Raw genomic sequence first — 13,388 nt, forward strand, 5'->3', positions numbered from 1 at the left:
ATGTGGCGTTTTTTATGATGCTAACTTGCTAGTGATAAGCGATTAGCATTCTTTTCAGGTGATAAACCATTAGCGCTTGATTGCTTCGTGCTCTGCAGTAATTGCAATCTCTTCTTCTAAGGCTTCTTCTTCAGTGTGGTGGCTATCTTCGGCGCCATGCATCCAGTCAACCAGTTTATCCGCCATGAAGTAGAGGATAACGCCTGACAGCGCGGCGGTGATAGCGATGCCAGCGAAGATAGACATAGCGTTGGCTAGCTGCTCTTCTTTCTCGCCACCATGGCCGATGAATGAACCGATAATACCGCCAATCTTGTTTGCTGCGGCAACAAACAGGAACCAGGCACCCATCATTAGTGATGCGATACGCAGCGGAGCCAGCTTGGTCACCATAGAGAGACCAATTGGAGAGAGACACAATTCGCCCATGGTGTGGAAGAAATAAGCGCCTACCAACCACCACATGCTTGACTTGGCGCTAGCGTCACCACCCATTTCCAGTACCGCACCGATCATAAACAGGAAGCCTGTTGCGAGTAATACCAGACCTAATGCGAATTTTACCGGTGAGTTTGGCTCTCTGTCGCCAAGACGAACCCAAATAGAAGCCACTACAGGGGCGAAGATCACGATGAACATGGCGTTCAATGACTGGAACCAAGTAGTAGGGACTTCCCAGGTACCGATCATACGGTCGGTGAAGTCGTTGGTGAACAGGTTCATCAGGCCGCCAGCTTGCTCGAAACCAGCCCAGAAGATGATGGTAAACAGACCCATGATCATGATCACCTTGATGCGATCGCGCTCAACTTTGGTTAGTGGCTCTTTACGAACTTCACCTTTTTCTGCTGCTCTTTGCTTTTCAAGTTGAGCCGCTGGAGTACGACCAATATCGCCAAGAAGCTTTTGTGCGAACAGGAATTGGATGATCAGTGAGATGACCATACCGATACCGGCGCAGATGAAGCCTGCCTGGAAGTTGCCATCGAAGTAAGCGACGACCGAACCAACGATGATACCTGAAAGGAAGGCACCAACGTTAATACCCATATAGAAGATGGTGAAGGCACCATCACGGCGATGATCGCCTTCTTCGTATAGGTCACCTACCATGGTAGAGATGTTTGGCTTGAACAGGCCGTTACCTAGAATAAGGACACCTAGGCCGACATAGAATACTTCGGTTTCCATGCCCTGTACCCACGCATGAGGGGTACCCAGAATAAATTGACCTGCCGCCATCAGGGCGCCACCTATGATGATGGCTTTACGCTGACCTAAGAAGGTATCGGCGAGCCAACCACCGATGAGGGGCGTTAGGTAAACAAGACCTGTGAATGTTCCGTAAAGATTTAGGGCGTCGGCCTGGGTCCAACCTAGACCATGACCACCTTGTGATTGGACTGCATCGACGAGATATAGTACCAGGATGGCTCGCATCGCATAGTAACTGAAACGTTCCCATAACTCAGTTGTAAACAACAGGAACAGTCCCTTAGGATGGCCGAGCATCGTACCTTGGGGTTTTGCTGCACTCATGTAAGTCTTCCACCTTCAGCTTGTGATTGCCTACATAACAAAAACTATGTAGAAAAATGGTTGTTGCTAATATAGCTCGCTTGTTGAATAGAGGCGCTTGATTAGTCTAACTCAATGAAAATGTTGACCAATCGTCCTTGCCGCGTTCTAAGTTTGTTGCGAGAATTTATTATATTTTAATATTTAGCGTATTAAATTTTATCAAACCCATCTTATATACCCTTTTCATCGCCTAAAAGTCAATTTACCTGGGCTAACTGACCAACAAATCATCACTGGTTGGAGGGGCTTAGGGATGACTGATTGCGCCTCTTCGCGACGAGCCAAAGATTTAACTGATGATGACGCAGTGGGCAGGTGAAATAGAGGAAAAACGCTCTTTTCTTTGCCCTAGAGTATTTGCTATGATTTCGGCCGTGAATTGGATGTCACCTGAAATATCTCGTTATCTTTGCATTGCGCGTTATTCTAAGCGTCTTGCAAACACAGTAGTTGTGATAGTAAGGCCGCATTGGTGTCAGTCATAGCGGTGATTAAGTGTTAGCTAACGATAAAAATAGGTTCTTAAGGAAATTATGAAGTCTTGGTATCTTGTGTATTGCAAACCTCGCGGCGAAACGCGCGCGCAGCAAAATCTTGCATTGCAACAGATAGAGACTTACCTGCCCACTCTCCCACAACAGATCACCAAGGCCGGCAAGACCAGTGTTAAGCGTCTGCCGCTATTTCCCTGTTACCTGTTTGTCTATTTCGACCCGCTTGAGATGAGCGTTAGTAAGATACATTCGACGCGAGGCGTGTCTCGAATCATAGGTTGTCGTGAGGAGATGACGGCGATAGACGACGCCATAGTGCACTCTATCAAGATGCGAGAGGCAAAAATGCTTAATGCCCTGCAACTACCAAATGACACTAAGCTAGCGGAAAATGGTGAGCAGGCGTTGGTTGTCGGTGACAAGGTGAAGTTCGTCGATGGACCATTTAAGGAACTTGAAGGGATCTTTGAAGAGGAGAGCGGCGATAAGCGTTGCCACATCCTGTTTGAGATCATGGGGCAGCAAAAGAGGGTGTCTGTTTCACGAGCTAGCGTCAAGGGTGTTTAAGGAAGATATGTGAGTTGCCACTGGCTTATTTAAGCAGGGCTTCGAAGACACAGTTACACATGGATTAAGGGATAAGGAGTAGGCTGTTGGCGCTAATGTATGTAAGAGATCTGCCATAGAGAATGATTCATTGTCATGATGCTCTAATCGTTGCGTCGGTGTTTGGGCTATTTGGACATAGATTTTGGTTGTTTCGTGCCCGGATCAAGCTGTTTTAAGCCGATGGTAATGATCGCATTCGATTGTATTGAACAATTGATGGCTATGTGAGCAGTAATTGTCTTTTTGTTCCAGTACAATGAATCGTTTTTCTTCAAGATAGCGCAAAAGTACTTTGTTTAATGTGTCATTTTGTAAGGCATCTTAAGCAAAGTGTTTTAGCAAAAGTTAATTTACAAACTGATTTTCGCGTGGCGAAGGGCATGTTGGGAGCCGTAACCTATGGGCGGTAGCGTGCCTGAAAGGCAAAAGACAGAAACTATTTTGTCTTTTAGTGGACGCCGAAAATGATTGTCAGGAACAATCATTAACAGCTTTAACTGGCTCGAAGAGTGAAGTACCGGATGTACTGAGTCAGGTCGCTGCCACGCGGGGCGGTAGTGTGCCTGAATGCCAATCAATAGTGTTTAAGACAGAACATTTTTTAGACCTTGCCTTTATCAATGGAGAGTATCGGTGTTACAACGAACCAAAAAAGTCATTCTAACAGCGGTTGCCGCACTGTTTTTAGTGGGGACGCAGGCGCAGGCAATCACGCCTTCGCCGCAAATGATAGAGCAATTTAAGAACCTGCCAGCATCTGAGCAGCAAAGACTCGCGCGTCAATACGGTATCGATCCAGCAATGCTTGGCGGTGCAAACCCATCACAGCAGAAGCTTGATAATCCGCAAGTCGTTGAGCCTCGTGCCACTAATGAGGTCGTCGATCATTCGCGTGATGCGGCAAACGAGCTTAACTTCTCGCAAGATGAACAGAAAAATCAGTTAGTGCGCTTCGGGTACGAGTTGTTTCAGGGCGAGCCAACGACCTTTGCGCCTGTCTCAGACGTGCCAGTGCCTAGTGAGTACTTGGTGGGGCCGGGTGACAGAATTAAGGTGCAACTCTTTGGTAAAGAAAATAAAGAGTATGATCTTGTCATTAACCGTGAAGGCAGCATCCAATTTCCTGAACTTGGTCCTATCTCGGTAGCAGGCTTAAGCTTTGCCGAGCTGAGAGAGTCTTTAAATCATCGTATCTCTCAGCAGATGATAGGTATCGAATCTAATATCACCATGGGTGAACTGCGCTCGATTCGCATCTTTGTTGCAGGCGATGCCTATAAGCCTGGTTCATACACAGTGTCTAGTTTGTCGACTATTACCCAGGCGCTATTTGTCGCTGGTGGGGTAAATGAGATTGGTTCGCTACGTAATATCCAAGTCAAACGTAACGGCAAGTTAGTCGGTAGTATGGATCTTTATGACTTGCTGATGCGCGGTGATGCGTCGGGGGATATTCGTCTGCGCTCCGGCGATGTGGTGTTTATTCCTCCTGTTGGTGGGTTAGTTAGTATTACAGGGGAAGTTCGTCGCCCAGCGATATACGAGCTTAAGCGAAATGAAACGGTTGCCGATATCGTTGCTATGGCGGCAGGTGTCAAACCAGGAGCCTACCCTAAGAGCAGTAGTATCGAACGCTATAACAGCAACGGCCTTCGCTCTATTGTTAATGTGGATCTGACTTCTTTAAAAGGAAAGTCGACTAAAGCTCAACCCGGCGACTTTATCCGAGTTAAAAACGCTTCAGGTCAGTTTGAAGATGCCATTACCGTAGTGGGGGCTGTCGTGCGCCCAGGAAAGTACCAATGGTTTGATGGCCAAAAGATTAGTGATCTTCTGCCATCACTTTGGGGCGATCTGTCGATGTCAGCCGATCTCAACTACGCCATTATCGTTCGTGAGGTCAACCGTTACGGTAAGGTTAAGGTGCTGCAATTCTCACCAAGTCTCGCTATTGCCGAGAAGGATTTAACGCAGGACTTGTTATTGCAGCCTCGTGATAAGGTGATGCTATTCAACTATAGCGACGATACTCAAAACCGTTATGAGTTAAATAAGCTGGTAAAGCAAAGAGTTAAAAAGGTCACATCACTTACAGGCGACAGCTTGGTGGGTAACGATCTGTTTAAGGCTGGCTTCTCACAGCTTGATAAGATGCAACTTTCACAGCGCAGTCAACTTGGCGGGGTAGTTATTGCTAAAGAGGCACCTGATGACAAAGAGCAATTGATCAAGGGCGAAGTTAGCAAGATGCTGGCTAACCTGTTTGATGATAAGGAGCTTATTAAACTCAGTGGTTCAATGAATCGCAGTGAGCTGCTTTACCCTGTAGTGGCCGAGCTTGCTGCACAAGGTAACTCAGATAATGGCACACAAGTTGTTGCAATTAGTGGTAAGGTTCGTCATCCCGGCGTGTACCCGCTAACACAAGGGGCGAAGGTCAAGGATTTAGTGACTGCAGCGGGTGGATTAGTCGAAGGTGCTTATACGGCCAGAGCCGAATTGACATCTACTGTGATAGGGAGTGAGGAATCAAGCGTTAAGCATTCTAGCATCAATTTGGCACAAGCTTTGGCAGGCAATAGTGATGCGAACTCACTGCTTAATCCAAGAGATATTCTCACCGTAATGACAACACCTGATTGGCAGGAAAATAAAGCGGTTGAGATTCGCGGCGAGGTTAAATTCCCTGGCGTGTATAACATTCGTCGCGGTGAGACGCTTGCCGATGTTGTAGACCGTGCAGGTGGTTTTACCCAGTATGCTTATTTACCTTCTTCAGTCTTCGTTCGTGAATCAGTGCGTCAACAAGAGCAGCTTGAGATCAAGAAGCTTGCCGACCAACTGCGTCGTGACATCGCCACTCGCGGTGTATCTAAAGATGGTAATGTTGTGAATTATAGCGATGCGCAATTGATGCTCAACGACCTTGAAAACATCAAGGCTGTAGGTCGCCTGGTTGTTGATTTGTCAGCAATCTCAATTGGCATCGAGCAGGCGGATCTTCAACTAGAAGATCAAGATATTCTTTATGTCCCGTCAGTTAAGCAGACGATTGCAGTAATGGGTGAAGTTCAACATGCCGCTACCCACAGGTTTAAGGAAGGTCTAACTCTAGATCAGTATCTTGAAATGTCGGGTGGAGCTAGAGAGCGAGCTGACGAAGATAGAACCTACATTGTCAAGGCAAATGGTTCGGTGATACTGCCGAATCGTTCTATGTGGTTTAGTAGCAATACTGAGCTTACACCTGGCGACACCATTATCGTACCATTGGATACTGAGTATAAAGACAACCTAACACTTTGGACTCAGGTTACCGGCATTATCTATAACAGCGCCGTGGCGTTAGCGACAATTGCCAATTTATAGCACTTCATATGAGCACTTTAATGGATAACTCATTAAGGTGCTTTGTTACTTTTTGGATCATGAAATACCGAGACAAATTTTCTATGTCTACAGAGATTAAAAACTACGGCGATGTGAAATTTCCTGAAATGCAAACTCAAGTAAACCAAGTAAATGATGAAATTGATTTAGGTGAATTGTTTAGCGTTATCTGGCAAGGAAAGTGGTTAATCATTGCTGTAACAGCAGTTTTTGCTTTAGGTTCGGTTCTCTTCGCTTTGATGCAACCGAATGTATATAAAAGTGAAGTTGTACTAGCTCCGGCTAGCGATGAACAGGGGGGGGGCCTAAGTGCTTTAGCCTCACAGTTTGGTGGCCTAGCCAGTATGGCTGGAATTAATATTGGTAATAGTTCTTTAGATGACACTAAATTAGCAGTTGAGGTAATCAAATCTAGGGATTTTATAATAGGTTTCATTGAAAGACATAATATTCTGATAGAACTTATGGCTATAGAATATTGGGACATGGAACGAGATTCTATTATTTATAAGACAGACGATTATGACCCGGTAGCTAAGAAATGGATTCGTAGTGTAAAGCTACCTTATAAACCTAAACCATCTCCATTAGAAGCATATGAAGCATTTTCAGAGCTAATGAATATCTCTGTTGCGAAGGAAACAGGTATCGTAACAATTTCACTTGAGCATTTTTCTCCGAAGCTAGCTAAAACATGGCTTGAATGGTTAGTTGAAGATATAAATACAGAAATGAAAGAGCGCGATGTTGCGGAGGCCATTCGTAGTAGTGAATTTCTAAATAAGCAAATTTCTTTGACTAATGTTGCAGATATCCGAGCAATTTTATATAAGTTAATTGAAGAGCAAGCCAAGACTATCATGTTCGCCGAGGTAAGGGATGAGTATGTTTTTAAAACTATTGATTCAGCTTTTGTTCCTGAGGAAAAGTTTAAACCCAAAAGGGCAATTATCTGTATTTTAGGTACATTTCTTGGAGGGATCTTATCAGTTGTACTGGTAATCTTGTTGCATTTTAATCGTAAGCGCTGTTGATACTACTAGTTTTTTATATGTGAGAGCTAAAATGATTAGGGTGATTGAATCAATTAGAAGTGAGTTGGGCGAGGGATTGTATATCTCTGGTGATAGAATTTATTGGCTAGATATCCTCAGCAAAAAACTTTTTATTAAAGACCAAAATTGTATTTCTCAGTATGAATTACCAGAGCAAGCTAGCGCTGTACTAGAAGTTTTAGAAAGTCAAGTGGTTTTGGCAAGTGAAAGCGGTGTTTGTGTCTTTGATACAGAAAATTCAATTTGGTCTGTAAAATATAAAATCCCTTTAGCTTTTAAGAAGTCTGATTACCGAGCAAATGATGGCGTAAAAATAAGTAGAAACAAATATTTGTTCGGTACAATGAAAAAGGAAAATCCAGGGCAAGATGGTGCTCTTTGGATTACAAATGAACATGAATCAGTTAAAGTCTATGAAAGCTTAGGTATTCCAAACTCATTTATTAAGATCAGTGATTGTGTTTACTTAATATCGGATTCGCTACTTAAATTAGTTTATAGGTTTGAATTTGATGTTTCATTTTCAAAAGTGAAAGATGTAAGAACTTGGTTAGATTTGTCTGATAAGGGTTATACGCCCGACGGTGGTTGTATTGTTGATGGTTTTATTTATATAGCGATGTGGGATGGTGGATTTATTCATAAATATGATTTGCAAGGTAACTTTGTTTTGGAAATTAACCTTCCTATAAAAAGACCTACTAATTGTAAAGCTTACAATACTAATAACTTGATAGTAACAAGTGCTAGAGAACAATCAGTAGATAGTGGTAAATTATTTTATATAGAGTTGTAGAGCATTATGCGGGAATTAGTTAGTGTCGTTATCAGGACTTTAAATGAAGAGAAGCATTTAGAAGAATTGTTAACTATTGTTGGTAAACAAGTTTCAGAAAAATTCAGAATTGAGGTTGTGATTGTAGACTCTGGTTCCTCCGATAATACGTTGCTCATAGCTAAAAAATATAACTGTAGAATAACCTATATAGATAAAAGTGAGTTCACTTTCGGTCGCTCTTTGAATTTTGGTTGTGAATTTGCAAACGGGCAGTATTTGGTTTTTGTAAGTGGCCATTGCATTCCTACTAGTGTGGACTGGATTGAAAAACTGGTAAGCCCTTTAGCTGATATGAATATTGCTTATACTTATGGTAGGCAAGTTGGTCGAGATGGGACAAAATTTAGCGAGCGTCAGTTATTTAGTAAATACTTTCCGATAGAAAGTCAGTTGCCGCAAAAGGGTATATTTTGTAATAATGCAAACTCTGCATTAAGAAAAGATGTTTGGGAAAAGTACAACTTTGATGAAACTCTTACTGGCTGCGAAGATATGTTTTTAGCAAAAGAGTTAGTGGTGAATGGTTATCAATTGGGTTATGTTGCTGAGGCATGCGTTTTTCATATTCATGATGAAACATGGAATAAAGTCAAGGTTCGATATGAGAGAGAGGCTCTCGCTCTCCAAAAAATTATGCCTGAAATTCATTTGAGTATATTCGATACTCTTTCATATATATTTGCTGGTATTTTGAAAGACATTCGTGTGGCATTAAGGGATAAGGTTTTCTTTAAAGAGATATATTCGATTTTAATGTTTAGATATTGTCAGTATTCAGGCGCCTATCGTGGTAATCATATTCATAGAAAACTATCAAAAGAAATGAAGATGAAATACTTTTATCCACGGGTAACAGATATGAGTATTACATCTACTATCAGTAAGAAGGATATAAATTGAATGAGTAAAAAAATAGTTGCGCTTTTACCAATGAAGGCAAATAGCACTCGAGTCAAGGGGAAAAATTTTAGGGATTTTTGTGGGAAGCCTCTTTTTCGTTGGATTTTAGACAGTCTTTTGGCTGTCGAGGAAATAGATCAGATTGTTATAAATACCGATGCTAAAGACATTTTGGCTGAGAACGGATTAATTTCTACAGACCGAATATTGATTAGGGACCGAAAGAGCGAGATTTGTGGAGATGAAGTGTCTATGAATCGAGTGTTAGCGGATGATGTCGATAATGTAGAAGCCGATATTTATTTAATGACTCATACTACAAATCCTTTGCTATCTTCAGACACGATTAGAAGAGCAATTAAGCAATATAGCGATGAACTATTATCTGCGTCAGCGGATTCTTTGTTTACCGTTAATAAAATACAAACTCGCTTTTATACGGAGAAGTGTGAAGCTATTAACCACGATCCAGATAATTTAATCCCAACACAAGATTTAGAGCCATGGTTTGAAGAGAACTCTAATTTGTATTTGTTTAATCGTGAGAGCTTTTCAAAAACCAAAGCACGTATTGGAGCAAAGCCTAGCATGATGGTTTCGCCTGCGATGGAGTGCTCAGATATTGATACACCAGATGATTGGGATAGAGCTGTAGTGATGACTCATTACATGCTAGAGAAAGGCTTGGTAACACTATAAAGGCATGAATATGAAGAAAGTACTAGTAACATGTCCGCCGATGTTAGGCATGTTTGAAGAGTTTGTTGAGCCTGCGCGAACTTTAGGTTTGGAGCTTGTTGCAGCAAATACAACCCAGGTCCTGTCAGAAGCCGAGTTAATGGCGTTATTGCCTGAGTATGATGGTTGGATCATTGGCGATGACCCTGCAACCGAACAGGTATTTGAAGCGGCTGTAAACGGTAACCTTACTGCTGCTGTTAAGTGGGGGATTGGAGTCGATAATGTAGATTTTCAAGCGTGTGAGCGTCTTGGCATTCCTATTACAAATACCCCCAATATGTTTGGTGGCGAAGTGGCTGATGTAGGAATGGCTTTGTTATTAGGGTTAGCTAGACAAACTTATTATATAGACCGTGAAATAAGAAATAATCATGGTTGGCCAAAGCCTGCGGGCATGAGTATCAGTGGTAAGAAAGTTGGTGTAGTAGGCTTTGGTGATATTGGTGAAAGCCTAGTTAAGCGCTTAGGAGGTTTTGATGTTGACGTAACAGTCTATGATCCTGGCGTTCAAGGTGACAAAGGTTATCAATATGTAACTAGAGAAGAGTTTCCTAAAGCAGTAGAAGAACTCGATTTTCTTGTGTTTACTTGTGCTTTAAATAGTAAAAATCATCATATGCTTAATGCTGAAGTTATCAATAAGCTTAAATCAGGTGTGATGATCGTCAATGTTGCAAGAGGTCCACTTATCGATGAAGTTGCATTAATTAACGCATTGCAATCTGGTCATGTTGCTGCAGCTGGTTTAGATGTATTTGAAGTAGAACCTCTACCTGAATTTTCCCCCTTACGTGATATGCCGCAATGTATTTTTGGCTCTCATAACGGAAGTAATACAAAAGAAGGCGTCAGGCGAGCAACTCATCAAGCGATTTTGCGTATGTCAGAATTTTTGAAGAGTGATAAATCGCAATAGTTCAAAACAAGATGTGAGAGAACTCCAATGCAGCATGCTAATAGTAAGAATCAGTGGGCTCTAATTACAGGTGCTTTAGGCGGTATAGGGCAAGCTCTGGTACACGAATTTGTTAACTCTGGATACAGTGTCATAGCTACCGACGTAAAGCATAGTGATCATAAAGCGGATGGGGTGAATTTTTTAGCGTTAGATTTGGACAAATTTGTACTGGATGAAGCTTATGCAATGGAGTTCTATCAAAAAGTCAACCTAATCACCGAAGGTTCGGGGATTAGTTGCTTGATTAATAATGCTGCAATTCAAATTTTAGCTGACAGCAGGGCTATTACGAGAGAGCAATGGAATCTAAGTTTTAATGTAAATTTGTCTGCACCTTTCTTTTTATCTCAACTTTTTATTAAAGACTTAGAGAGAAATTTTGGGTCAATCGTCAACATAAGCAGCATTCATGCTACGCAAACTAAAAAGCAGTTTGTTGCTTATGCAACGACTAAGGCAGCTTTAAGTGCTATGACTCGCAATATGGTTTTAGACATAGGTGACAAAGTAAGGATTAACGCAATAGAACCAGCGGCGATTGCTACGGCAATGCTTAAGGCTGGTTTTGCTGGAAAAGAACAACAGTATAAAAAGTTAGAAGCTTTTCATCCACTAGGTCGTGTAGGCACCCCTCAAGAGATAGCCAAGTTGGCTCTGTTTTTGAGCTCAGATGAAGCGGGGTTTGTGCAAGGAGCCTGTATCAGTGCAAGCGGTGGTATACAAGGGTGTTTGAGTGATCCATCATGAAAAAATTAAAAAAAATTGTAGCTAAAATTATTTGTAACTTCTTTGTTGTACTATATAAGATCAAAGTCTCTTTTTGTCGTAAAGGAAACTTAACTCTTCTTCTCTATACAGACTCTAGAGGTACGGCGGTTGAAAGTTTTTATAAACAAAGAAACCCTTTTTTCTCTTACCTTAACTTCTTCAGAGACTATAATGTTACTTATAAATTTTGCCCGCATAAATTCACAAGTATATTAGATTTCCTGAATTTTTATGAGCATAGCGTCGAAAATTACGACCATGTTGTTTTACATTGTGGGATAGTAGATTTTGCTCCTAGACCGCTATCATCCTATCAAAGTATGTTAGATGGGAAACGCGAATATTTAAAGAGTAAAGGTTGGTTACATTACTTTGAAAATAGAACTGACTATCTCTGCGATTATGAGGGGGAGAAAACACTGCAGTTCATGTCCCTTGAGTTTTTGGAGAATGAAATTCTTCCTAAATTAAGTGCTATTAATAATTTAATATATATAGGTATTAATCCGGTATTATCTGACTGGGATGGGAATTACTGGAGAGCAAGACCGTCCTGCATAAATGAACAACTTAATCAAGACAAATTTCTTATACGACATTTAAGTAAAAGCGTTAATCTAAGAGGGTGGAGTGACGTGGAAATTAAATCCTTTACAGTTGATAACGTTCATTATAATCAAAAAGGGCTTGAGTATATTGGTGTTAGCGTTTCAAGAGTTTTAGACTCAGATTTAGAGCGTTAGTACCCTAATTTTATTAGGGAATGGTTGTTTTGATGTTTGATTGTCAATAGATTTTTGGGTATATGGTAACTAATTTTATTAAGTATGCTGTCAGTGAGGGAATAGCGAAACTAGCTCCTTTTATCACAACGCTTTATGTAGCCAAAAATATATCAGTTGAAGATTTCGGTCGCTATAGCTTGATTTTTGTTATATATGAATTGTTTTTCATATTAATCTCATTCAATATACAAGCTACTACAAGAATTGACTTCTTTAAGTTACCACGTACAAAATTTTTAGCTAGTAAACGAGAACACTTTATAATTAGCTTTTCGTTGGCTTTGTTTATCCTGATAGTTTCAATCATTGTTGGTTTCGAATTTAAATACATATTGGTTATGTTGGTTTTATCCATATTAATGAGATGTCTATCTGTTTTTCAGTTGGCTGTCTATCAATGTGAAAGAAATGCATCAAGTTATGTGATCTCCAATTTAACTTTTACTATAAGCTTATCTTTGATTACGATTTTTTTTGTTGTCTTTGGTTTTGGCTATCTAAGTTGGTTATATGGATTATTATTTGCTAGTTTTTTGCAACTGTTGGTTAGTTGTTTTCTGTTTAAATTTACAAAGGTGAAGTTATATTTAGCTCTCAATCGTTTAGATTTTAACGCAGATTCGTTTAAATCAACATTCATCATGGCGTTGCTTTTTTTACCACAAGCATTAGGTTGGTGGTTAAAACTCGGAGCAGACCGTTGGATAATTGAGAGTAAGGTTGGTACTGTGACTTTGGGTGAATACTCGTTAGCATTTCAGTTTGCATCAGTTTTGTTGATTGCTGCAACTGTTATTAACTTAGTATTAGTGCCAGAGATAAATACATGTCTGAAACAAAATAATTTTAAAAGGATTAAAATGTTTTTGTACCCAGCTACTATATTTTTGGCAATATTGGCTTTTGTTATATATTTTGTCGCGAGAGAGATTGTTACTATATTTTATAAGGTTGATTACTTAAACAGTATATATTATTTGAAGCTATTGATGTTTCCGTTTCTTGTTCAATCATTAATCCTTATTGTAAGTAATATTTTGTATTATTTCGGTCAGGGCGGATATATGGCTAAAATCATTTTAGTTACTTTCTCCCTTCAGTTTCTTATTAATTTTTTCTTTGTTGATAGCTTTGCTGTCCGTGGTATGGTTTTAATATCTTTATTCGCTAACATTATTGTGTTTCTTCTTATAATTCTAAAGTCTAAAAAGGAATTGGCCCTTAAGGGGTTCTAATTTTATATTTTATTTTCATATAAATAAGTGAATT

The 13,388-nt window shown here is 40.5% G+C and carries 11 protein-coding genes; 10 read left to right on the forward strand and 1 reads right to left on the reverse strand.

All coding sequences use genetic code 11. The features are described from left to right. Window positions 1-69 precede the first annotated feature (69 nt). The gene (locus DB48_RS12830) at window positions 70-1,539 is read right to left on the reverse strand and encodes a peptide MFS transporter (RefSeq protein ID WP_041510658.1); all 1,470 of its coding nucleotides are present in this window, start codon (window positions 1,537-1,539) and stop codon (window positions 70-72) included. A gap of 575 nt (window positions 1,540-2,114) precedes the next feature. Here DB48_RS12830 and rfaH point away from each other — a divergent pair. The 10 genes from rfaH to DB48_RS12880 all read left to right on the forward strand — a co-directional run bounded on the left by rfaH (window position 2,115) and on the right by DB48_RS12880 (window position 13,354). Then, window positions 2,115-2,642 carry a transcription/translation regulatory transformer protein RfaH gene (gene rfaH / locus DB48_RS12835; RefSeq protein ID WP_041510659.1) on the forward strand — a complete coding sequence of 176 codons (528 nt, stop codon included), beginning with the start codon at window positions 2,115-2,117 and terminating at the stop codon, window positions 2,640-2,642. Between the two features lie 675 nt (window positions 2,643-3,317). Then, on the forward strand, window positions 3,318-6,053 hold the full coding sequence (locus DB48_RS12840) for an SLBB domain-containing protein (protein WP_041510660.1): 2,736 nt from the start codon (window positions 3,318-3,320) through the stop codon (window positions 6,051-6,053). An 83-nt stretch (window positions 6,054-6,136) separates the two neighbouring features. Beyond that, window positions 6,137-7,108 (forward strand): Wzz/FepE/Etk N-terminal domain-containing protein, encoded by a 972-nt coding sequence (locus DB48_RS12845; protein ID WP_041510688.1) that lies wholly within the window; start codon window positions 6,137-6,139, stop codon window positions 7,106-7,108. Between the two features lie 31 nt (window positions 7,109-7,139). Then, window positions 7,140-7,925 (forward strand): SMP-30/gluconolactonase/LRE family protein, encoded by a 786-nt coding sequence (locus DB48_RS12850; RefSeq protein ID WP_041510661.1) that lies wholly within the window; start codon window positions 7,140-7,142, stop codon window positions 7,923-7,925. A 6-nt stretch (window positions 7,926-7,931) separates the two neighbouring features. Continuing rightward, window positions 7,932-8,867: a glycosyltransferase family 2 protein gene (locus DB48_RS12855; RefSeq protein ID WP_052813783.1), complete on the forward strand. Its 936-nt coding sequence runs from the start codon at window positions 7,932-7,934 to the stop codon at window positions 8,865-8,867. Continuing rightward, the gene (locus DB48_RS12860) at window positions 8,868-9,566 is read left to right on the forward strand and encodes an acylneuraminate cytidylyltransferase family protein (RefSeq protein ID WP_041510663.1); all 699 of its coding nucleotides are present in this window, start codon (window positions 8,868-8,870) and stop codon (window positions 9,564-9,566) included. A gap of 10 nt (window positions 9,567-9,576) precedes the next feature. Further along, window positions 9,577-10,524 carry a phosphoglycerate dehydrogenase gene (locus DB48_RS12865; RefSeq protein WP_041510664.1) on the forward strand — a complete coding sequence of 316 codons (948 nt, stop codon included), beginning with the start codon at window positions 9,577-9,579 and terminating at the stop codon, window positions 10,522-10,524. Between the two features lie 27 nt (window positions 10,525-10,551). Then, the gene (locus tag DB48_RS12870) at window positions 10,552-11,313 is read left to right on the forward strand and encodes an SDR family NAD(P)-dependent oxidoreductase (RefSeq protein ID WP_041510665.1); all 762 of its coding nucleotides are present in this window, start codon (window positions 10,552-10,554) and stop codon (window positions 11,311-11,313) included. Then, window positions 11,310-12,077 carry a hypothetical protein gene (locus DB48_RS12875; RefSeq protein ID WP_041510666.1) on the forward strand — a complete coding sequence of 256 codons (768 nt, stop codon included), beginning with the start codon at window positions 11,310-11,312 and terminating at the stop codon, window positions 12,075-12,077. Before DB48_RS12870 ends, DB48_RS12875 begins: the two co-directional genes overlap by 4 nt. Before the next feature lie 62 nt (window positions 12,078-12,139). Further along, on the forward strand, window positions 12,140-13,354 hold the full coding sequence (locus tag DB48_RS12880) for an oligosaccharide flippase family protein (RefSeq protein ID WP_041510667.1): 1,215 nt from the start codon (window positions 12,140-12,142) through the stop codon (window positions 13,352-13,354). Window positions 13,355-13,388: the final 34 nt, after the last annotated feature.

Origin of the sequence: Shewanella sp. cp20 (genome assembly GCF_000832025.1) — a bacterium.
Taxonomy (GTDB): domain Bacteria; phylum Pseudomonadota; class Gammaproteobacteria; order Enterobacterales; family Shewanellaceae; genus Shewanella.

Coding starts and splice junctions, on each gene's coding strand:
- DB48_RS12875 (WP_041510666.1), top strand. CDS start 11,310: ATGAAAAAATTAAAAAAAATTGTAGCTAAAATTATTTGTAACTTCTTT.
- DB48_RS12830 (WP_041510658.1), bottom strand. CDS start 1,539: ATGAGTGCAGCAAAACCCCAAGGTACGATGCTCGGCCATCCTAAGGGA.
- DB48_RS12845 (WP_041510688.1), top strand. CDS start 6,137: ATGTCTACAGAGATTAAAAACTACGGCGATGTGAAATTTCCTGAAATG.
- DB48_RS12850 (WP_041510661.1), top strand. CDS start 7,140: ATGATTAGGGTGATTGAATCAATTAGAAGTGAGTTGGGCGAGGGATTG.
- rfaH (WP_041510659.1), top strand. CDS start 2,115: ATGAAGTCTTGGTATCTTGTGTATTGCAAACCTCGCGGCGAAACGCGC.
- DB48_RS12860 (WP_041510663.1), top strand. CDS start 8,868: ATGAGTAAAAAAATAGTTGCGCTTTTACCAATGAAGGCAAATAGCACT.
- DB48_RS12855 (WP_052813783.1), top strand. CDS start 7,932: ATGCGGGAATTAGTTAGTGTCGTTATCAGGACTTTAAATGAAGAGAAG.
- DB48_RS12870 (WP_041510665.1), top strand. CDS start 10,552: ATGCAGCATGCTAATAGTAAGAATCAGTGGGCTCTAATTACAGGTGCT.
- DB48_RS12865 (WP_041510664.1), top strand. CDS start 9,577: ATGAAGAAAGTACTAGTAACATGTCCGCCGATGTTAGGCATGTTTGAA.
- DB48_RS12880 (WP_041510667.1), top strand. CDS start 12,140: ATGGTAACTAATTTTATTAAGTATGCTGTCAGTGAGGGAATAGCGAAA.